The sequence below is a fragment of the Microcoleus sp. AT9b-C3 genome (assembly GCF_036705485.1).
Taxonomy (GTDB): Bacteria; Cyanobacteriota; Cyanobacteriia; order Cyanobacteriales; family Microcoleaceae; genus Microcoleus.
Genome location: NZ_JAUBUR010000005.1, coordinates 248,712 through 269,682, shown reverse-complemented (window position 1 = coordinate 269,682; position 20,971 = coordinate 248,712). Strand labels below are relative to the sequence as shown.

Annotated in this window: 17 protein-coding genes; 11 read left to right on the top strand and 6 right to left on the bottom strand. The window is 47.0% G+C overall.

Annotated elements, in window-relative coordinates; genetic code table 11:
- Positions 1–123: 123 nt before the first annotated feature.
- Together glpK and QUB77_RS07450 are read left to right on the top strand one after the other, a co-directional pair.
- Positions 124–1,611, top strand: a complete 1,488-nt coding sequence (glpK, locus tag QUB77_RS07455; protein WP_333172253.1) for a glycerol kinase GlpK — start codon at positions 124–126, stop codon at positions 1,609–1,611.
- Positions 1,612–1,685: 74 nt separating this feature from the next.
- The gene (locus tag QUB77_RS07450; protein ID WP_333172255.1) at positions 1,686–2,057 is read left to right on the top strand and encodes a c-type cytochrome; all 372 of its coding nucleotides are present in this window, start codon (positions 1,686–1,688) and stop codon (positions 2,055–2,057) included.
- Positions 2,058–2,073: 16 nt separating this feature from the next.
- Here the strand turns inward: QUB77_RS07450 and QUB77_RS07445 are convergent, their stop codons facing one another.
- The gene (locus QUB77_RS07445) at positions 2,074–3,600 is read right to left on the bottom strand and encodes an NB-ARC domain-containing protein (protein WP_333172257.1); all 1,527 of its coding nucleotides are present in this window, start codon (positions 3,598–3,600) and stop codon (positions 2,074–2,076) included.
- Between the two features lie 153 nt (positions 3,601–3,753).
- Positions 3,754–4,659, bottom strand: a complete 906-nt coding sequence (locus tag QUB77_RS07440; protein ID WP_333172258.1) for an AraC family transcriptional regulator — start codon at positions 4,657–4,659, stop codon at positions 3,754–3,756.
- Positions 4,660–5,278: 619 nt separating this feature from the next.
- Here QUB77_RS07440 and QUB77_RS07435 point away from each other — a divergent pair.
- The 5 genes from QUB77_RS07435 (at position 5,279) to rpmA (ending at position 8,385) form a co-directional block, all read left to right on the top strand.
- Complete coding sequence (locus QUB77_RS07435; protein WP_333172260.1) at positions 5,279–6,220, top strand: hypothetical protein; 942 nt, start codon at positions 5,279–5,281, stop codon at positions 6,218–6,220.
- Between the two features lie 110 nt (positions 6,221–6,330).
- Complete coding sequence (locus QUB77_RS07430) at positions 6,331–6,840, top strand: DUF3122 domain-containing protein (RefSeq protein WP_333172263.1); 510 nt, start codon at positions 6,331–6,333, stop codon at positions 6,838–6,840.
- 325 nt (positions 6,841–7,165) lie between these two features.
- Positions 7,166–7,381 (top strand): hypothetical protein, encoded by a 216-nt coding sequence (locus QUB77_RS07425; RefSeq protein ID WP_333172265.1) that lies wholly within the window; start codon positions 7,166–7,168, stop codon positions 7,379–7,381.
- Between the two features lie 284 nt (positions 7,382–7,665).
- Entirely contained in the window at positions 7,666–8,058 is a 393-nt protein-coding gene (rplU, locus tag QUB77_RS07420; RefSeq protein WP_333036112.1) for a 50S ribosomal protein L21, read from the top strand.
- Positions 8,059–8,085: 27 nt separating this feature from the next.
- Positions 8,086–8,385: a 50S ribosomal protein L27 gene (gene rpmA, locus QUB77_RS07415; RefSeq protein ID WP_333136676.1), complete on the top strand. Its 300-nt coding sequence runs from the start codon at positions 8,086–8,088 to the stop codon at positions 8,383–8,385.
- Positions 8,386–8,583: 198 nt separating this feature from the next.
- Here the strand turns inward: rpmA and thiS are convergent, their stop codons facing one another.
- Together thiS and QUB77_RS07405 are read right to left on the bottom strand one after the other, a co-directional pair.
- On the bottom strand, positions 8,584–8,796 hold the full coding sequence (gene thiS / locus QUB77_RS07410) for a sulfur carrier protein ThiS (RefSeq protein ID WP_333172267.1): 213 nt from the start codon (positions 8,794–8,796) through the stop codon (positions 8,584–8,586).
- Positions 8,797–8,893: 97 nt separating this feature from the next.
- Positions 8,894–9,976, bottom strand: coding sequence for a thiamine phosphate synthase (locus QUB77_RS07405; protein ID WP_333172269.1), 1,083 nt, complete (start codon positions 9,974–9,976; stop codon positions 8,894–8,896).
- Positions 9,977–10,198: 222 nt separating this feature from the next.
- On the opposite strand from QUB77_RS07405, the gene QUB77_RS07400 reads away from it, so the two are divergent.
- Positions 10,199–12,076 (top strand): DUF1565 domain-containing protein, encoded by a 1,878-nt coding sequence (locus QUB77_RS07400; RefSeq protein WP_333172271.1) that lies wholly within the window; start codon positions 10,199–10,201, stop codon positions 12,074–12,076.
- 638 nt (positions 12,077–12,714) lie between these two features.
- Here QUB77_RS07400 and QUB77_RS07395 read toward each other — a convergent pair.
- Positions 12,715–13,389, bottom strand: a complete 675-nt coding sequence (locus QUB77_RS07395; RefSeq protein WP_333172273.1) for a peptidoglycan-binding protein — start codon at positions 13,387–13,389, stop codon at positions 12,715–12,717.
- A gap of 195 nt (positions 13,390–13,584) precedes the next feature.
- On the opposite strand from QUB77_RS07395, the gene QUB77_RS07390 reads away from it, so the two are divergent.
- From QUB77_RS07390 to QUB77_RS07380, 3 genes are all read left to right on the top strand, one after another.
- Positions 13,585–15,576: an SdrD B-like domain-containing protein gene (locus QUB77_RS07390; protein ID WP_333322890.1), complete on the top strand. Its 1,992-nt coding sequence runs from the start codon at positions 13,585–13,587 to the stop codon at positions 15,574–15,576.
- A 545-nt stretch (positions 15,577–16,121) separates the two neighbouring features.
- On the top strand, positions 16,122–18,554 hold the full coding sequence (locus QUB77_RS07385; RefSeq protein WP_333172277.1) for an SdrD B-like domain-containing protein: 2,433 nt from the start codon (positions 16,122–16,124) through the stop codon (positions 18,552–18,554).
- A gap of 223 nt (positions 18,555–18,777) precedes the next feature.
- Positions 18,778–19,638 carry an SDR family oxidoreductase gene (locus tag QUB77_RS07380; RefSeq protein WP_333172279.1) on the top strand — a complete coding sequence of 287 codons (861 nt, stop codon included), beginning with the start codon at positions 18,778–18,780 and terminating at the stop codon, positions 19,636–19,638.
- A 284-nt stretch (positions 19,639–19,922) separates the two neighbouring features.
- On the opposite strand, the gene QUB77_RS07375 is transcribed toward QUB77_RS07380, so the two are convergent.
- Positions 19,923–20,951, bottom strand: a complete 1,029-nt coding sequence (locus QUB77_RS07375; protein ID WP_333172281.1) for a hemerythrin domain-containing protein — start codon at positions 20,949–20,951, stop codon at positions 19,923–19,925.
- Positions 20,952–20,971 lie beyond the last annotated feature (20 nt).

The window sequence follows — 20,971 nt, the reverse complement described above, 5'->3', positions numbered from 1 at the left end:
TTATTCATTTTTTTATTCACGATCGAGTATTGCATATAATTGTATCATAGTCTTGATAATGATTTAGGATTGCTATAGTATCATATACGTTAAATAGCTCATTACTAAAAAGGTTTTAGACAATTGGCAAAAAAATACGTAGCAGCGATCGACCAAGGAACCACCAGCACCCGATTTATCGTATTCGATCGCCAGGGACAGATAATTTGCAGGGACCAACAAGAACACCAGCAAATCTATCCGCAACCAGGATGGGTGGAACACAATCCCGATGAAATTTGGCAGCGCACCCAAAGCGTGATTAAAAATGCCCTGGAAATCGGCAATATCGACCCCAAAGATATTGCTGCACTCGGTATTACCAACCAGCGCGAAACAGCAATTGTTTGGGACAAAAAAACTGGCAAACCTTACGGCAATGCGATTGTTTGGCAAGATACTCGCACTCACCCAATTTGCGAAAAATTAGCTGAAGTTGAGGGCAAAAATCGATTTCAAAAACGATGCGGTTTGCCGCTGGCAACTTATTTCAGCGGACCGAAAATTAAGTGGATGTTGGACAATATTGCAGGATTGCGGGAAGCGGCAAATCAAGGGGATGCGATTTTTGGCAATGTCGATACTTTTCTGATTTGGCACCTGACTGGCGGCGCGCACATTACCGATGTTACCAATGCCAGCCGCACGATGCTGATGGATTTGCAAACTCTCGATTGGGATGCCGAAACTTTGGAAATAATGGCAATTCCCCGCCAGATGCTGCCAGAAATTCGCCCTTCGAGTCAAGTTTTTGGAACTGCAAAAGGATTGCTTGCAGGTGTTCCGATTGCTGCTGCTTTGGGCGATCAGCAGGCCGCCCTCGTCGGGCAAACTTGTTTCAGTCTGGGGGAGGCGAAAAATACTTACGGTACGGGCTGTTTTATGCTGCTGAATACCGGTGAGGCGATCGTCCCTTCAAAGCAAGGATTACTAACAACAGTCGCCTACAAGATGGGGGAATCGCCCGCTGTGTATGCTTTGGAAGGCAGTATTGCGATCGCCGGAGCTCTAGTGCAGTGGCTACGGGACAATTTGGGCATCATCAACACATCTGCGGAAGTTGAAACATTAGCAAATACAGTCGAAGATAGTGGCGGAGTTTACGTTGTCCCGGCCTTTTCTGGACTCTACGCACCTTATTGGAAAGACAGCGCGCGGGGAGTAATTGCAGGTTTAACTCGCTACGTGACTAAGGCACACATTGCCCGCGCAGTATTGGAAGCTACAGCGTGGCAAACGCGAGAAGTATTGGAGGCGATGAATCAGGATTCAGCAGTGCCGCTTTTGTCTTTAAAAGTAGACGGAGGAATGGTGGGAAATCACACGCTGATGCAGTTTCAGAGCGATGTTTTGGGAGTGCCTGTGATGCGGCCTGTGGTAGCAGAAACTACTGCACTCGGTGTGGCTTATGCGGCGGGTTTGGCGGTGGGTTTTTGGAGTCATCTAGCCGAATTGCGGGACAATTGGGCGGTGGATTGTACTTGGGAACCGAAAATGCCGATCGCACTTCGCGAGCAAAAATATCGCTTTTGGAAAAAAGCAGTTTCCCGCACATTCGATTGGGAAGAATAAATCGCTGAGTTAACCCCTAAATGCGTATTTAGTGATATCATTAAATCCAGCACTATTTTTCAACTTGCCAATAAATGATTTCGCTAAAGAACTTAAAAAAAATTCTCACCGCCTTTTTATTGATACTGACACTGGGATTTGTAGAAATCGCCACTAATTCCCAAAGTGCGATCGCAGATACAGCTAAAAATCCCACAACCGCAGCCGAAGTCTTCACCGCCAACTGTGCAGGTTGTCACATCAACGGCAGCAACATTATCAGGCGCGGCAAAAACTTGAAACAAAAAGCATTAAAAAAATACGGCATGGATTCCATCGCCAACATTTCTAACTTAGTAACCAACGGCAAAGGTATTATGCCCGCTTACAAAGATCGTTTGTCGCAACAACAAATTATCGATGTTTCAGCTTACGTGCTATCCCAAGCTGAAACCGATTGGAAATAAAACCTCGGTAGATTATTTATAGCTTAGGCAATCTTGCCACAGACATCAGATATTTCTTTACCGCAGGTTGAAGCGCGAACAGAGTTTCACTTTCGGCTTGGACTGTTTCAATTAGCGATCGCCTTAAAAGCGATTCTAACGCCTTCAGTAATTCTAAACTCCTCTCTTGCTCAACATCGGAGTACAAATTTTCACAACCAACAGGCTTGACTTCTTTCGCCATGCAGTGTAATAGCTGGATTTCTAATCCTGATAAGCGATTAAACTGTCGAGATAAAGTATCGCTATAATCTCCCAGAAACAGCCCATTTCTTAAAAATTTAGCAATGCTGTCCCCAAACATATCATGAATAGTTGTCGTTACTATTTTTAACGCTAAAGGATTGCCGCTGTATGCCTCTATCAATTGTGAGTATTCACTTTCTTCAGACAAACCCTTGTTTTTAAGGATTTCCACAGCCGCTTCTCCCAAACTACCCAATTTCAATGACCGTACCGATTGATTTTGACCTTCTAACGCCGCAATTTCTTTAGGTTTTTCGCAGCTAGTCAACAGCAAGCAACTTTGATGCTGGGATTTTCCTACTTGTTTCAGAAATTCCCCATACACTTGATATCCTTCTCGATAAATTCCTGTTAACTGCTCAGTGCAGAAAACAGCTTCCCACTCATCTAAGATTATCAAACACCGACGCTTTTGTAAACACTGAATCAGACGCTGGATACCATCAGCGATAATTGTCGGTTCTATTGCATTTGTGGAAGCGATTAGGTTCTCCAGAGAAAGCTCAAGCTGCGACATCGCAGCTTGAAAAAGTTTTTTATCATGAGTAATTAACTGCAATTTTTCTACATCGCTTTGCGGTTTATCAGATAAAAATTCGATTAAATTTACCAGAGTATCTGCCAACACAGGTGCATGACTGAGGTTGACCCAAATTACGCACTCAAACTGGTGTTTAATCAGATTTGTTAGCTTAGATACTAAAGCAGTTTTGCCAAGGCCACCCATACCCAATACAGCAACTAAGCGGCAGTTTTCTTGTAAAATCCATTGTTCTAAGTTAGCAAGTTCTGTTGTGCGCCCGTAGAAAAGAGACGTATCCACCGCCAGCCCCCATTCAGTTCGATTTTCCATAGAAGTTTGGGGAGTTTGAGTATAATTTCTCAATGTAGGAAGCAATGTTTCTCCACTACCCTTTTGTTGATAACCACGTATTTCTAGCATTCTTGGGATTTCTTTCCAGTCTTTCGGTTGTTGCAGCGTCAAAATTTCTATGTAGCGATACAGCCCTCTCGATAAGTCTACTCTAATACCGGCGCATTCGCGGTTGAGTGCGGTGGCAATTTCCGGCGGGCTATAATTGCAAAGCAATCCTCGCAGGTACGTTTTTTCTAAAGGAGTGAGTCGCTGCTTTCTACTGCTGGCATACTCTTGTTTGGCTGCTGTCAAGTCTGCATATAACTGTTCGAGATTCCAGCCAGCCGCAGCCTCTATAAATTTCTGTGCTGGTATTTGTAAAAGTTTATTTCGCTGTGTCATGTATATTCCTAATAAGTAAACACCCCGTCAACTCGATACAGCTACTTTGTCAGTCCGAAAAAGTTAGATGCACCTGATGCAACCTTGTAAGCGACTTTAATCTGTTTTGCCAGTTCAAGTCGAACACTTCCTTGCGATTGGAACATAATCTTGCTAAATCATGCGAAACTTTTTAGGTGAAATGCCTGTGTATCGGCGAAAGCACTTTGCAAAATGACTCGGATTGGCAAAGCCACACTCGATCGCAATATTGTTTATTGTCCATTCTTTCTGCTTTAGTAGTTGCTTCGATCGCTCTACTCGTTGCTGAATTAAGTAGGCATGAGGAGTCATTCCAGTTGATTGCTTAAACAATCGACAGAAATAGTATTGACTCATAGCTAATTCGGCTGAAATTTCTGCTAACGATACATTTTCACTAAAATGAGCGTTGATGTATTCAATAGCTTGCTTCAGTTTGTATTTTGACAACCCGTCTTCATATTCTATCAGAATATGAAGACGGGTTGAGTAATATGTTAAGCAATGAGCCGCTAAAGCCGTCGCCATTGAATCCGCATAAAAGCAACTATTATTTGGATGGTTTTCCAATACTGCTGTCAGTGCTAAGATAATTTGCCAAACTAGCGGATCGGGTTTTTTAAGCGTCAGATTAACTTCAACTCGATCTGGGTTTACTGACTCATAGGCGACATGATTAAGAAATGTAGGCTCAAGGTAGCAGTGAGTGATATCAAATTCCTGACTACACCTAGCCTTAATAGGTGCGTAAGCAGGAAGTATTTCAATGCAACCCGTTTCATCCCGGTCATGCTGCACTAAGTGACGCTTACCATCAAAGGCTAATTCCATTTCTGTTGGCTGCTTCCAAAATGGAAGACAAATTATATGTTGCAAACCACATATTTCAGGAATTTGCATTGCAGGCAGTTGATAGTGTGCTAGATGAATATTTTTCCATCCCGCGTCATGACTGGAGTGAATGAGCGGGCGCTGAACAAACTTTGAAGTTGCATCTGGTTGAGAATAATCAACAGCTAAAGGTCTTTCTGTTAGCATCCTTTTCAGTCCTTCCAATACCTATGGATAAAATTTTTGCCCAGTAGCTACCTCATCCTTATAACTCGTAGTTATACGCAAACTTTCTGTATAATATGCCAAATTGAGTAGATAGGCGGACTAATTCTCTAATAACACTTAGTATAGTTTTCAATCGCTAACTATATAATCAGGGTTTCACGCTTTCATCAAGCCTTGATACAAACGGTAGAATGGCATTTTTAGGCTTTCATTCAAAAACTTTCCTAACGGGACTTAAACAAATTCCTGACTAAAATCGGCTTGTATTCCGCTGTGGGTAAATAGTTTAGCTCGCTCCGGGTAATGGAGGCTCAAACCAGTTGCAGTAACAGAATAGCAAAAAGAAACGAGCTGAAACCATTATAGCGACTGGGTTTGAGCCTATTTTCAAGATAAACTTTGTTTAAGTCCCGCTAAGTATTGTTAATTATTATTAATTCTTGTTAGGAAATAAATTTAATCTGGTGTTGTTCTCACAAAAATACCTAATAAAAATACTAATAGCTCTTAGGTAACTTATCGGTCTTGAGTGTTTTATAAATGTAGAAGGCAGTATTTTATAACACCTGCTATCAAAAAAGTTAAGAGGACAGCTTAAATGGCATCAGTTCAAGTGACCAATCAGTTAACTACAACTGACAAGGATATCCCGACTCCTAATCCGTTCGATGGTTCTGCAAGAACTCGCGCTAAAGATTACCTTTTAGTAGTAGACTTAGTTAATCAGCCTATATCAATAGATGTTTTTAAAGATCTAAGCACTAGCTTCGACCCTTACGTGCAAGTCTTTCAGGTACCCAAAAACACCACGGGTGCGAATCTCGCTGATACGAGGGGTCTTCTTGTTGCTGAGGATGATGATAGCGGCGGCTTCCCAAACCCAAAAATACCGGGTTTTGGTACCCAATACTTCAATGGTGCTTCTGACCCGCTTACAAGTGTGCCTGGTGTGGACTATGTAGTCCGCGTGACTAGCTTTGATACGTTAACACAACTTCCTCAGCCTTTCACATTACAGGTTTCAACTCCCAGTGGCAGTGTCACGTTGAAAGACCCCCTAACAGGTGCGCCTGTAAATCAAGCAGGCAGTAGTGGCGTTCCCGTCGCGCGTTTCTTTGACAAGACGGCAGGAGGGCATTTTTATACTACAGACCCAATAGAGAAAAGTGACCGACTAACCAACCCTGCTCGTTATCAGAGTGAAGGCGATGAATTTGTTGCTCCAGGCGACGGTAACGCAAAGGTTGAACGCTTCTTAAATACGGCATCAGGAACCTATTTCTTTACGAATAAACCTGGTGAGATACAGTTTGTTCGCACCTTACCCCAGTTCCGCGATCAGGGGGAGGTTTTCAATTCATATAGCGCGGCAGTTCCGGGTGCAATACCAGTCTATCGTTTTACCAACCTGGCGAGGGAACGCGAAAATCCGCTAAATATTACACACTTTTTCACTGCAGACCCAAACCAGCGGCGGGCGGTACAGGGGAGGTCAGATTTCCGGGATGAGGGGGTTGCTTTTTATGCTCTTCCTGTCTAAGCAGGCAGTTGGATTCATCTAGGTTTAAAATGAGTAGTAGGGTGCGTGCGACGTACCCTACTTTTTTATCTATTAAACTTTTGGGTAAGAAGCGATATTTTGGTCATCCTATGAACAATCTCACTACAAAACCTTCCCTCTTCAAGGCTTTAACTGTAATTAGCTTGTGCTTGTATCTAATCTTAGCGGTTAGCCCGCCCGCTTTCGCCTCGATTCACAAATATCCAGAAACTGCCGAGACAGTAATGTTCCGCTCCGTACAAAGCCTGCGCGATACAGATGACAAAGCATGGCAAGTTGTTTTGTACAAGCGAGTCAAATCGGGAGTAGTAAAGTCTTTAAATCTGAGATTAGTGGGATTTCCAGGAACAGAATTGCAGCACCCGGTTCCGCTGAAAGTTGCTGCGGGCAAGCGCGAAATTGGCAATGCTAATGATATTTGGAACGAGTCGGGTTTGCCAATTAATGTCGGAGAATACGATTTCAAATCAATAATTACACAATTGGAAAGTAATAGACCTTTGCGGTTGAATTTGCCCGTGAAAAATCAAAAAGAAACAGAATTGCTGGTTCCTCCTTTTGCTGTCAGAGAATGGCGGCTGTTGTTAGACAGAAACTAAATATACCAATTTAAGCCCACTCTACATTTAAAATCCATACAATTTCCCATGTCACAAATCACTATGTTTAAATTATGCCTTAAGGTAGATTTAAAGTAGCTAAAAAATAATACAGTCTGGCAAAAACTAAATATATTAATTTAATCGCACTGTACATTTAAAATCGCTAGAATTTCAGGGATGTATCAAAAACAACTTTATTTACATAGACCTTAAGGTAGATTTAACCTATTTGAAGTGTAATTATGAAACAAACTAAAACCTGAGTTAGTCGGTTGACAAAACTCCAGTGTTTTAACGTGCGCGTCTTCAGGGTGAATCTAGTATGACTTTAATCAGTAAAATTGTCCGAAAAGCTTTGGCAACAGGTTACTTAACGGTTGAGGCAGAAGAACAGTTGCGACAGCAGTTGCAGATGACTAAGTACGGTTTAGAAGATTTTGAGGCTTTTATTACTTTGCAAAAAGAGGTGATGGAAGGTAGGGTGAAACAGCAAGCTTTGGAATTGTTACGATCGCGCAAATGTTCTGCCACTGCTTGAATCGAGTTCGATCCTCTGCGAGGGCTTCGCTAACGACCTTTTGGAGAAAGGGGATAAAAAGGTGACAGCATCTTCTATTTTTATCCCTAATTAGAAATTTCCGTCGCCATAAAACTTGACAAAAATCCAACAGTCGGCAATAATAGTAGATTGTCTGTCTAAATCCGGCTCGGATCAGGTTAAGACATTCCAAAAGCTGGAGAGCAGTCAGCAGTCAAAAGTCCACAACGACCAATGACCAATGACTCATCAGCTACCTGTACGGCAATTTCAACCACCATCCCATGACTTACGCAATCATTGAAACCGGCGGCAAACAATTTCGGGTAGAACCAGGCCGCTTCTACGACATCGAACTGCTTCACGTTGAAGCTGAATCCAAAGTCACCATAGACAAAGTATTTCTGATCCAGCACGAAGGCGAGGTTCATATCGGTCAGCCTCTACTAGAAAATGCCACTGTAGAAGGAACGGTTCTACGGCATTTCCGGGGCCGCAAAGTCCTCGTCTACAAGATGAAGCCGAAAAAGAAAACTCGGAAGAAAAAAGGGCACCGTCAAGAAACAACTCGCTTTATGATTGACTCCATTAGCGTCAACGGTACAGTCTTGGCCGCCAGAGACTTAACTCAAGCAGTTGTGGAAACTCCCCAAACCGCCGAAACTGATTCAGAATAAAACATAGTAAATACAGTTGAGGATATTATGGCCCACAAGAAAGGTACAGGCAGTACACGTAACGGACGCGACTCTAATTCTCAGCGTCTGGGTGTCAAAAAGTACGGCGGTCAAGTTGTCAAAGCTGGCAACATTTTGATCCGTCAACGCGGCACTAAAGTTCACCCCGGTAATAATGTTGGTATCGGCAGAGATGATACTCTGTTTGCCATGATTGACGGTGTGGTGACTTTTGAAAGAAAAGGCAAAACTCGCAAGAAAGTCAGCATTTATCCTGTTGTAGCAGCACCTGCGGCTGAGCCCGTGGCTGAAGCTGTGGCAGTTTAATTGCGATATTAATTCCTCGTTCCTAGGCGATGCCTGGGAACGCATATAAGCAAGGCTCTGCCTCCTGATTTTCTATGTTATTAGAAAGTTACAGGAGGCAGAGCTTTTTGCAATTTGTTTCGCCGGAGAAAGGACTGTCGGTGCTTACCAAGAACCAGAGAAGCAGGAAAAACTCTCGTTTTTACTCCTAAAAATTGTCTAGCCTCCTCCGACAATTGTGACAACTTCTAAGATGTCGCCTTCTTGCATTTGTGTAGTTTCCCAAAATTGTTTGTGCAGAATTTCCCCGTTGTACTCGACAGCCACCAAGCGCGGATTTAATCCCAATTGTTTTAGTAATTCTGGTAACGGTGTGTCGATCGCACAATTGCGAGTTTCTCCGTTAACTTGCAGTGAAATTTGATTTATCATAAGTAAAATATCAGTTTTCAGGGCGGGTTTGGTAACAAAATTATATTTTATGCACAGATTTACTGTGCTAAACCCGCCCTACAAATCCCCAATCAACCTAGCTTTTTCCGTGCAAAGCTTTCTGAGCTTTCAGATTCTGCATCCGAATCAACTGCGAGATGAAAAACTGCGTGACTAAAGTAGGCTGTTCTGCTTCCATAATCGCGCGTACTACGGCAACCCTTTGAGCTCCGGCATTCAATACTTCATCGAGGTTGTTGATATCAATTCCGCCGATCGCAAACCACGGAATCGGCGACTTATCAGCAGCATACCGCACATAGTCCAAACCTGCCGCCTGTTTATCAGGTTTAGTAGGAGTGTGGTAAACCGGCCCAACTCCAATGTAGTCGGCTCCCTCTTCAATAGCTCGCTGCATTTCCTCGCCATTCGTAGTAGAACGACCGATGATCCGTCCCGGGCCGAGCAACTTGCGCGCTTCCGCCACAGGCAAATCTCCCTGTCCTAAGTGTACGCCGTCGGCATCTGCTGCGATCGCAAAATCCACGCGATCGTTCACAATCAGCAAAGCATCGTAGCGGTGACAAAGTTCGCACAACTGGCGCGCGTTAGCCAGCTTTGCGCCGTCGTCTGAGTTTTTGTCGCGGTACTGCACCAAAGTCAGTCCCCCTTGCAAAGCAGCTTCCACGACTCCCATCAAGTTGTCTCTCGGCGAAGTTACAAGGTATAACTGCGATCGAAGTAACTGCTGGTAGCGTCGGTAAGCCAGCAAATTGCTTTCGAGAGTATAAACCCGATAGCGCATCTGCTTAAAAGCCGCACCCATATTTTGATCGTAAATTTTGCCATACTCTTCGAGTACCCGCAGAGCTTCTTCCACCCGACAGAAATTCGCCTCCAGTAGCTGCTGAATGCTCGAACGCTGCTCTTCCTGCGGGTGAGTCAACTCCGTACCCGGATCGGCCGGCGTATCCCTAGCGCTGCGAAGTTCTGCGACGTGCCAAGCAGCCAATTCTTGACGCAGTTGCTTGCACTCGCCAGCTAAATCGGCGTTGTTGAGACCAAACCTGCACCATTCTTCAATAATTCTCAACCCTTCGCGCGATCGATCTAAATTTGCATCTAAAATCCGGCAGAGGGCTGGCTGTGCCGGTAAAGTTCTGTTTTTTTTGTCGGTCATTCAGAACCACCCTAATTATAATTAATCTTACCAATCAACCCGCTATATTCTCCCACGCCGTCAAGATTGTGGCAAAGCAGGCGGCTTAATTTTGGCATAAACCAATGTAAATTCGACAATAATTTTTTAAGTTTTATTGAATCTGATGAAAACAAAGCATAATAGATCAAACTTGATGAGAGTGGAATCGTTAAGCTGCATACCACACTTGGGAGGAGAGCCGTGAGGTTAGCAGAACAACACAAAAGATTAACAGAAGAAAACCCCAGCAGGCGGGTGAAATCAAAGTGCGATCGCGAAAACCCGACACCAAACTCGGGAAGCGGAACTCGGATCGCAAATCAGTGGGGTTTATTTATGCTCCTAAATTCTCAATATAGCGAGTGCAAAGAAAATCGATCGCAAAAATCTTGTCTGAGTTCTTGCCTTCTGCTCGTTTTTGCGATGACCGCCCTTTGCAACCATCAACCGTCAGTTATCGCTGCCGGGATACCGGGAGTGCAGCTACTTTCTCAGACCCTGCAGAGCGAGATTAACATACTGTACGTCAGCTCGACCGGCGGCAGCGACACAGCAGGCAACGGCAGCGATCGAGCTCCCTTTAAAACCCTTACCTACGCCTTAAGCGTGGCCCCGCCCAAAACAGCGATTTTACTAGCACCGGGTACTTACAGCGAGCAAACTGGCGAAAAATTTCCATTAATGCTCAGGCCCAGCGTGACAGTTCAGGGAAATCCCAACACTCGCGGTCAGAATATTGTCATCAAAGGCGGAGGATACTTTATCAGTCCGACTTCGGCGGGTCAAAATATTGCGATTTTAGGCGCAGACGGGGCGGGACTCAGCGGGGTGACGGTGACGAATACCAACTATCGCGGTTACGCTTTGTGGATCGAATCGAGTTCTCCGACGGTTGTTAACAATACTTTTTCTGGGAGCACTCACGACGGCATTTCGGTAGTGGGAACTTCCAGGCCGACGATTGGCGGGAATGTTTTCTCGAAAAATGGAGCTAACGGCATTACGATTTTTGGCAGTTCCCAGCCGGAAGTTCGAGATAATGTGTTTGAAAACACGGGATTTGGGGTGAATGTAGCGCAGAACGCTTCGCCTCTGCTAATCGGTAACAAAATTACTCGCAATAAAGATGGCGTGGTGGTGCAAGCTAATGCTAGACCTGTGCTGCGTAACAATTATATCGAGAGTAATCGCCGGGACGGAATTGTGGCGATCGCGAGTTCTCTGCCGGATTTGGGAACTGCCGCCGAACCGGGCGGCAATGTCATTCGCAACAACGGTCAGTACGATGTCAACAATGCGGCAAAAGGTCAAGTAATCCCCGCTTACGGCAATCAATTGTCGAGCAGCCGGACGACGGGTTCGGTTGATGTGGCGGGAACTTTTACCCCTGGGCCAATGGGGGGAAGTGCTTTGCAGCTAACGGCCGATCGACCTCCCAGCATCGGTGGCCCAGACACTTCTCTCCCGGCTTACACTCCCGGCCGGCTAAGTCCCAGAGTTGAAATATCGCCAGTTCCCCCGCCTGCGCCAATTTCCAGGCGACCGGTGCAAAATCGACCCGCACCGCGAAGCGCTGAGTTGCAGCAAGAACTTTCTCCGAGAAATGCCGCTGCTTCATCGGTAGTCCAAGGGGCGATCGCAATTCCCGTGCCCGATCCGAATTATCGATCAATTTCGGAAAGTTCGGTACAGCAACCAATGATTCCTCCCAATTTTGATAGTTCGAGTTCGGTTTCTTCCGAGGGTAGATTGCCGGTTCCGGGTCGCAACATTCCGATAGGAAGGGGTGGCTATGTACCTGCACTTCTAGGGGGGAATTCTTTGCCCGATGCCGAGGATAATTCGCCGTCATTCGATCGAGCCAGAGCTTTGGGTTTCCGGTATCGAGTTGTAGTGGATACCGACAGTTGGCGCGATCGACAAAAAATGCAATCCCTCGTTCCCGGTGCTTTTCGCTCTTTTTCCAGCGGGCGACCGGTGATGCAAGCCGGTGCTTTTCGGGAACGCGAAAAAGCTGAGGAATTGCTACAAATGCTCAGCGCTAACGGTTTGAATGCTCGAATTGAGGAGATTAAATAGTTATTGGAAATTGGGCATTGGGCATTGGGCATTGGGCATTGGGAATATCCTTTCCCGCTAAGCTGTTCGGCATTTAAAGGAGCTTAACCAATAACCAATAACCAACAACAAAATTTTAGGGCCTAGCATATCGGATGCCAGACCCTAAAAAGTTTGTAAATTAAGTTGATTCAAGTGGGTTTTTAGCTCTGCTGAGTTTCAGCAAACTACAACTAAGGTGGACTTTTTTGCAACTACTCTGCGGACGAGCTAGCTATCAGCGGAGTCTATTCAGACTTCTGTGTTTGACTGTTGTGCGATCGCAACTTTTGATTAATCCAATAGCCTCAAGCTATCTAACCAATACGAATCGCAATATCAACCTTTCTTTGCTAATAAGCTACACGGTTCAGGCGTTGCCTGCGGACTAGAGCCGAGCGGGACAAATACTCTAATTCCAAGTTTTTTATCCAAGTTTTTTGTGCTTCTTGGTTTTGCCCCTCATGTTTTTAAGTTAACACCAACTGCGCGCATAAAAACACTTTGTTTACCAAACTTGACACTTTTTGATGTGATGAAATACTTCCAAAAGCGATTATTAACAATTTGTACGATCGCCCGATACCGCAACGTGTACACCCGGCACTTTTCGCTTGCTGTCAACGCAGCAGAGCTTCCCAAGTTGCGCGACCAACAATGCCGTCTGCTGGTAGTTGATACTGTCGCTGAGCAGCCTTGACAGCAGCTTGAGTTTCCGGGCCGAACACGCCGTCAGCACTCATTCGCAAAAATCCCTTGGCCCGCAGCCGTTCTTGCAAAACTCTGACTGCCGCCCCCCGCATTCGTCTTCTCAAAACCGGAAAATTAGTTGGCTGCGCTTGGGGGTTAATCTCTGAGTTATCGGCAGTTACAGGAGCGTTGGCTATGGGGTTTTCGATCGCGCTAGCTGCAGGAAACAGCCGGTTCCAAGTATCTTGACCGACTATGGCGTCGGGAGGCAGACCTGCTGCTTCCTGGAACTGAGACACAGCTCTAGCGGTGCTTTGTGAGAAAATCCCGTCTACAGTGTCAGCGTAAAAGCCCAATAATTTAAGCGCAGCTTGGAGTTCGCTCACTTCCGAGCCGCGGCTGCCCAATTTGAGCGTGGGGCGGACGATCGCACCTGTTTGAGCGATCGGGCTATTGCTGTTACTCTGTTCGGAGGTAGGTAGCTGTGCGACAGCACGAGTAGGGGCGATCGATCCCATTACCAATAAACCGCACAAACTCCAGCCGAAGAGCAAACTCGGAACCTCGCGGGCTTCATTCCAGCTTGCTGTCAAGTTTTGGGACATTGGGAATTCGACCTCTGCAAAACTGGTAGCGATCGTACATCAAATCTGGAAAAAATTGGGAATTTCGGCATAGAAAATTGGGCATAAGGCATTAACTGATTCCCTGGCTATGCCTGCGAACCAGTTAACTCAAAACTCACAACTTTTCTCCCCTTCGCTTTCCTAAAAATAATTTATCCCCTGAAATAGCTGCAATTGGCAAAAAAACTGCTAGATTGCCCTACAGAAAACATTGAACCGCGTTCATTGGGCCCCAGCAACACCATGTCCGAATCCAGAACCGCCAGCCAAATAGACATCGGCAACGTCAACATCGGGAACTTCCAAGTCGGCAGCATCAGCGGCACCAAATACAACGACTTCAACGCCAACGGCCGCCCAGATCCCGGAGAAGTCCCCATTCCCAACTGGCAAATCTACCTCGACCTCAACAACAACGGCCAGCCAGAATTTAACGAACCTTCCACGCTTACAAACCCGCAAGGCAACTACATCTTCGCCAACCTGCCGCCGGGAACTTACCAAGTTAGGGAAGTCCAGCAGCCGAACTTTCGCCAAACTACCCCAAATCCCGCACCCATCACAATTACCAGCGGCACAAATGCTGGCAATATCAATTTTGGCAACAACTTTAACGCAGGGACGATCGCAGGCACAAAATTCAACGACATCAACAACAACAGCAGCCGAGATCCAGGGGAACAAGGGCTAGCTAACTGGCAAATTTACCTCGACCTCAACCGCAACAACAGGCTCGACGGCGACGAACCTTTTACTTTTACAAATGTTGAAGGCAATTACGCTTTTGTCAATATTCCTGCAGATACATATTTGGTGAGAGAAGTCCAGCAACCAGGTTTTCTCCAAACCACGCCTGACCCTGGGCCGATTAACGTTACTTCCAACGCCACTGTCAACAACATCAATTTTGGGAATGTCTTTTTTGTTGGCAGCATCAGCGGTATCAAGTTCAACGACCTCAATGCCAACAGTGTCCGAGATGCGACAGATCCGGCTCTGGAAAATTGGCCCATTTACCTCGACCTCAACGGCAACAACAGCTTTGATCCGGGCGAACCCAATACCATCACCAACCCGCAAGGCAACTACACTTTTGCCAATGTTTCTCCCGGCCGGTATTTGGTGAGGGAAGTCCAGCAACCTGGATGGGTACAGACTACGCCAAATCCAGGCCCGATCGACATAACCGGCAATACCAACGCTGTCGGCGTCAATTTCGGCAACAATTTTCCCACCGGCAGCATCAGCGGTTTCAAGTTCAACGACCTCAACGCTAACGGTATCAACGAACCGACGGAACCGAGAGTTGCCAACTGGCCGATTTACCTTGATGTCAACAACAACGGCAGTTTAGATCCGGGCGAACCTGCGACTTTAACAAACCCCGAAGGTAATTTCTCTTTTATCAATTTGCCTCAAGGGACCTATGTGGTGAGGGAAGTCCCGCAGCCCGGTTTTCGACAAACCACGCCGAATCCGACTCCGCTTACCGTGGGCAACGGCACGAATGCCACTAATCTCAGCTTTGGTAACGTGTTGGTGACGGGTACGATCAGCGGTGTGAAATTCAACGATTTTAACGCCAACGGTCGCCTAGATCCCGGGGAACCGCCGATCGCCAACACTCAAATTTACATCGACCTTAACAACAACAGCAGTTTAGATCCGGGCGAAGCGAGTACATTAAGCGACCTTCAGGGCAATTACAGCTTCCGCAACGTTCCGGTAGGTAGTTATGTTGTCAGGGAAGTCCAGCCGCCCGGTTTCATTCAAACGACCCCGCCTGCGGTGGTTGTTGTCTCGGCAGAGATTGGGGCTAGCAGCATCGATATCGATTTGGTGACGGGAGAGGCTGAGGGTAGGTTGGCTAAATCCTGGAAGGGCGACCCGCTGACGGATCGCAGCAGCTATGCGGGCGAACCTGGGGGCAATATGGGGGCCGATCGCTTGCTTTTGAGCCAGGGTCGTGATAGGGATCAAATTAGTAAATTTTTGAGCGATGGATTTTTTGCGAATTTAGGCAATATTCCTAACTGTGGGCAACAGAATGTCGGTCTGGAGCCTAATGCACAAATTGGTAATTTTGTCAATGCCAGTGAATTAATTAAGGGGGCGCTCGCTGACTCGTGTGTGCCAATGGGTGTAAGAGATTTCCCGGTAATTTAGGGTGACACAAAGCTCGATCGCCCGGAATCCCAAACCGCAGATAAAAATTAGCAAGAGGTTAAAGGGCGATCGCGTGATACCCTATTGTTGGCAACCTCCAACGCATAGCCAGAGTTCCGGGAAGCCCAAACCTGGCTTGTATATGAGGAGCAAGATTCAGAGGCAGTATCATACCTGTTTTTAGGAATTATCAGACAATTCCCCAAGTGCGATCGCCATCGTGGCATGGTCGCTCAAGTCACCGAGGTGCAGTGAGTTTTAACGTTGTTCGAGCTCAAAACAGCAAGTGTCCGCGGGCAGAAGAACTCAGCGCGCAAATCTTGAAGATATTGCGCTCAAATTGCCACAGCTATTCAAAACCTGATATAATCTCGTGCGACAAAGCTGGAGTAAGCCTGATGTTAGATGAGGAACCTTCGAGCAACGTAGACGTATGTATGATTGAGTAGCGATCGTCAGTCGCTAGCAGCAGCTAACTGCTGATTGACAAAGTGATACAGTAGCCTGTAGCTTACGTAGATTTAGGTGTGAAGGAACAGAAAATCATGGCACAAAGAAATGCTAGTCAGGTAACTCCTGTATTACCCCCAGTCGTGCTACCGCCAACCATCAATTTTGGCAACGCTCCTGCGGGTATCCAGGGTACCAAGTTCAACGACATCAACCGCAACGGCATTCGAGATGCAGGCGAACCGGGACTCCCCAACGTCCAAATCTTTATTGACACCAATAACAACGGCACTGCCGATGCAGGTGAACCCTCGACATTGACAAACGCCGGCGGAAACTTTGTGTTTCCAGGCTTGCTTCCAGGCACCTATACAGTCAGGGAAATCTCGCCACCCAATTTCAGCCCGACAACTCCCAACCCAGTCGTCGTTACCCTCGCCGGCATTAATGCCACAGTGTTGTTCGGTAATGCTACAGGTGGCGGTCAAATTATTGGCTGCAAATACCTCGACGTAGATAATGACGGCTTTCGAGACGGGAGTGAACCCCCGATGGAAAACGTCAGAATCTATATCGATGCCAACAACAACGGTCGGCTAGATGAAGGGGACACCAGTACCTTAACTGATAGAAACGGCGAGTACCGATTCACCAATTTGCAGCCAGGCCTATACCGCATTCGGGAAGAGCGAGCCAACGGGCCGGGCACTGAACCGTTAGAAAGAGATTTTCCCCAAAGCACCCCCCCCGGCAGCACCCCCCTGCTTGACATTAACCTCGGCTTCAACGAAATCTGGGCCTGTGCTCAAGTGGGCAACACTCCTTTGTACGAAATCCCGATCTTCAAATTCCGGGACAACAACGCCAACGGCATACAAGACTCCGGCGAAGTTGCCCTCGAGGGCATTCCGTTCATCCTCGATTTGAACCGGAACGGCAGGACAGACGTGGGCGAACCGCGACAGTTAACTGGTCCTGATGGTAGGGCTACCTTCAGGGATTTGAAGGCTGGCAGCTACTCAGTATTGGAAACCTTTGAAACATTCATACCCAACCAGCCGCCAATTAACACTACCGAGAACCCGGTAGAAGTCACAGCCCCTGGGGAGCTATCGCGACAGCAGGGAACGCTGCCTTTCATAGTGGCAGATCCCACAGTTCCCGGTGGCCAGCGGGTCGTTGCGGCGAACTTTCCGCCCCCCTTCCCGCCGGTCAACCCGGAACCCGCAGTCTTCTTCACCCCGATTTTGGTAAATCCAGGTAGCGGTGCTGTCGGGAATACGCGCCCCAACATCACGGTCTTCAAATACAACGATCAGAACGCTAATGGTCGTTACGAACCGGCCAACACTCTACAGGAAGTGGGCATTCCCGGCATCACGGTTTACCTTGATGCCAACGACAACGGCGCCCTCGACACAGGGGAACAGTCGCTAGTCACTGATGCCAACGGGCGCGGTGCTTTCACCAACTTGGAACCGGGAAATTATGTGGTTCGGGAAGTGCCACAAGCTGGTTTTAGTCCTACGACTCCGGATCGGGTGCAGTTCAACCTCAGCACTCAAGATGCCAACGTTGTCTTTGGCAACACCCCCAACAGCCGCATCACTGGGTGCAAATTCCAAGACTTGAACGGCAACGGCTACCGAGATGGCTTTGAAACGCCGATCTCAGGGGTCGCAATCTACCTCGACAGCAACGGTAACGACGCCCTTGATCCCGGAGAAGCAAGTACCGTCAGCGATGAGTTCGGCCGCTGGGAGTTTGGCAATTTGACCCCCGGTATTTACCGAGTCCGGGAAGTGGTGCCTTCCAATTCTTTCCAAACTACTCAACCACTGGACATCGTTTTGGGCGCCAACCAAACGTTTACTTGTGCTTTGGTGGGCAACGGCCAGTTCTTTAACTTGCAAGTTCCTAAATTCCGGGACGACAACCGCAACGGCGTTCAAGATCCGGGCGAGCTTCCTTTGGAGGGCATCCCGTTCACCTTGGATGTGAACCGGAACGGCGTCTACGATGCTGCTACCGAGCCTCTGGTGAGAAGTGATGCGAATGGTATTGCCCTGTTCACCAATTTAGCTCCGGGCAACTACTCGGTATTGGAAGTTTTCAACGCTCCGGGCGTTCCCAACCCGTTCCCCATTCCCACAGGGCCTAACCCTGTTACTTTCTCGGTGCCAGGGCCAAATACTTTTGTAACGCCGATCGTGCCGGCGCCAGTACCGACGGAACCAGAGCTAACGGGTGGTAGCATCGATCTGCTGACTGGCGATACGGTAAGTGCTTCTACCATCCCCGATCCTCTGATTAACCCCGAGCGTTCAGCGGCGGCTCTGGTACAGGCCAGTAGCGCCGATACCTTGCTCGCAAATGAGACTGAACGTGTTAGCAACTTTATTAACGTGGACGATTTGAAACGCCAGGCGAATTCGCTGGTTCAAGACTTTTTAGCAAAGAACGGTCTCCAGGACAAGGACTCTCAATTAATGTTGGGCGCTCCTCCTCAGACTACTGGGTTGTTGTAATCTTAAGTTGAGTCTCTAGTTTGAGACTCAGCAATTAGCAACTAGCTTGTTTAAACGGCACGTCAAATGATGTTTTGGCGTGCTTTTTGCTGTTGTAACAATAATAACAAGGGGTTTCGATCGCCCAAACTGTCTTTAGTAGTAGTGCACGATCGGCAAAAAGAGCGATTCCCCGCCTCAAGAAAACCTTTATTTATAGAGGTAGAACTTAGAGGAATATGTTATGCCAACTCAACAACAAACCAATCCGGCTCAACATCAAGACCAGCAACCCGGTATTGAATCCCAAATGACTCCGCAACCTCAGTCCTTCGCGGAGGGATATCGCGGTAGCGACAAATTGCGGGACAAAGTAGCCTTAATTACCGGCGGGGACAGCGGTATCGGGCGTGCGGTGGCGATCGCCTTTGCCAAGGAAGGCGCTAACGTAGTCATCAGCTATCTTAACGAAGATGATGATGCCAAAAAAACCAAAGAGGCGATCGAACAACAAGGCCGGCGCTGTATTGCGATCGCCGGCGACATCGGCGATGAAACCGTCTGTCAAAACCTTGTAGAACAAACAGTTAAAGAATTCGGCCGCCTCGACATCCTCGTCAACAACGCCGCCGAACAGCATCCCCAAGAAAGCATTGAAAACATCACCGCCGAACAATTAGAGCGCACATTCCGCACCAACATTTTCTCCATGTTTTACCTCACAAAAGCCGCTCTCAAACACCTCAAAGAAGGAAGTGCAATTATCAACACTACCTCTGTCACCGCCTACAAAGGCAATCAACAATTACTAGATTACTCGTCCACAAAAGGAGCAATTGTTGCCTTTACCCGCTCTTTGTCTCAAAGTTTAGCTGAGAAAGGAATTCGCGTTAACGGAGTCGCCCCCGGTCCGATTTGGACGCCTCTAATTCCTGCAACTTTCCCTGAAGAAAAAGTGGAGAAATTTGGTGCAGACACGGCCTTGGGACGCGCAGGTCAACCCGATGAAGTTGCCCCCAGTTTCGTGTTTTTAGCTTCAAAAGATTCGTCTTACATGACGGGTCAAATTTTGCATCCCAACGGAGGATCTGTGATTAATGGCTAAAATCTTCTTGCTCCCCATGCTCGTAGGGGCGGGTTTTACCGAAAATCTTTGATGAAATTCATAATATAAATAAACCCGCCCTCCACAACTCGGGGGGCGGGTTTATTTATATTATGAATTACCCGAAATATCTTTCGTGAAACCCGCCCCTACAAATAATATATTTATTTTTTAAAATTGTCTTTCAAAAAAACAGTAATCCCGCTACCCACGTAGCGGGATTGATAGGTTGCAGTTTAGCTAGTTTTTAGCTCAGCTAGAGCTACAATTAGCTCGCTGCTGAATTAGCTCAGGTTAGCCATTTCTTGCTGGATGGTGCTTTTGGCTGCTTTGAATTGAGTAGCCATTTGTTCCATTTGTGCTTCGCTCAAGTTGCGGCGAATTTGAGGGAACATATCGTTTTCTTCTTCTTTTACGTGATCCTTAACCGCTGTTTGGAGCTGTTTGATTTGGGCTTTGAACTCAGGAGAACTGGGGCTCATTGACTTAATCTTGGCGAGCATTTGCTTCATTTCTGCTTGCTCGTCGTACAGTTCTTGAGTGTTGCTGTAGTAGCTGCGAATTGCTGGGTAAACAACTTGTTCTTCGGCTTCGGCGTGAACGCTGAGGTCTTTGTAAAGTTGACCGAAGAATTCTTGTAGTTTTTGAGGATCGTCGGTGCTTGCGATTTCCATAAAGAGGGTATCGGTTTTGCGGTGATCCATTGAGATGATTTCGGTGATGTTCATCTCATCTTTGCTGCGGGTAACAGCACCGCCGATGATGCCGGTCATTGCTGCCATTGCATCTTGTACGCGAGCCCAAACGCCTTGGTCGGGGTCTTTGCCGGTCAGTTCGCGCACGCCTAAAATTTCCAGAACTCCTTTGAGTTGTTCTTGGTGAGCGCGGTTTTCAAAGTTAACTGTATTGAGCGGGGTAATGGCAGCTTCGATGTCGGCCCCAACTACTTGGGCGGCTTTATGAATTAATAAGCCAGCCATTGTTTGTTTGTGTTTGAGCAGTTCGTGCTGAGCGACTTTTTCAAACATGGTCAGTTCAGAACCTTGCATGAGTTTCTGAACTTCTTCAATCATTTTTGTGCTGGTTTCTTTGGGTTCGGCTTGAATGCCGTATTGCACGATCGTAGTTTCTAATACGCCCAAGTTTTTGCGATCGTCTTCGAGCATATCCCGGAAGCGCTGGGCTAGTTCGGAGTCGTTGCAGGAATTGATGAACAATTGCTCGTTGGCGATCAACAAGTTTTGCAGCGCTTTCATGTCTGCTAATTTAGTTGCGATCGCTTGGCGCTTGGTATCTTCTAGGGTAGCTACCATCTGTCGTTTCTCCTCTCAAT

Bases quoted from the DNA above. Each gene is read 5' to 3' on its own strand.
- QUB77_RS07450 (WP_333172255.1), top strand. From the start codon at position 1,686: ATGATTTCGCTAAAGAACTTAAAAAAAATTCTCACCGCCTTTTTATTG.
- QUB77_RS07445 (WP_333172257.1), bottom strand. From the start codon at position 3,600: ATGACACAGCGAAATAAACTTTTACAAATACCAGCACAGAAATTTATA.
- QUB77_RS07440 (WP_333172258.1), bottom strand. From the start codon at position 4,659: ATGCTAACAGAAAGACCTTTAGCTGTTGATTATTCTCAACCAGATGCA.
- QUB77_RS07435 (WP_333172260.1), top strand. From the start codon at position 5,279: ATGGCATCAGTTCAAGTGACCAATCAGTTAACTACAACTGACAAGGAT.
- QUB77_RS07430 (WP_333172263.1), top strand. From the start codon at position 6,331: ATGAACAATCTCACTACAAAACCTTCCCTCTTCAAGGCTTTAACTGTA.
- QUB77_RS07425 (WP_333172265.1), top strand. From the start codon at position 7,166: ATGACTTTAATCAGTAAAATTGTCCGAAAAGCTTTGGCAACAGGTTAC.
- rplU (WP_333036112.1), top strand. From the start codon at position 7,666: ATGACTTACGCAATCATTGAAACCGGCGGCAAACAATTTCGGGTAGAA.
- rpmA (WP_333136676.1), top strand. From the start codon at position 8,086: ATGGCCCACAAGAAAGGTACAGGCAGTACACGTAACGGACGCGACTCT.
- thiS (WP_333172267.1), bottom strand. From the start codon at position 8,796: ATGATAAATCAAATTTCACTGCAAGTTAACGGAGAAACTCGCAATTGT.
- QUB77_RS07405 (WP_333172269.1), bottom strand. From the start codon at position 9,976: ATGACCGACAAAAAAAACAGAACTTTACCGGCACAGCCAGCCCTCTGC.
- QUB77_RS07395 (WP_333172273.1), bottom strand. From the start codon at position 13,389: ATGTCCCAAAACTTGACAGCAAGCTGGAATGAAGCCCGCGAGGTTCCG.
- QUB77_RS07385 (WP_333172277.1), top strand. From the start codon at position 16,122: ATGGCACAAAGAAATGCTAGTCAGGTAACTCCTGTATTACCCCCAGTC.
- QUB77_RS07380 (WP_333172279.1), top strand. From the start codon at position 18,778: ATGCCAACTCAACAACAAACCAATCCGGCTCAACATCAAGACCAGCAA.
- QUB77_RS07375 (WP_333172281.1), bottom strand. From the start codon at position 20,951: ATGGTAGCTACCCTAGAAGATACCAAGCGCCAAGCGATCGCAACTAAA.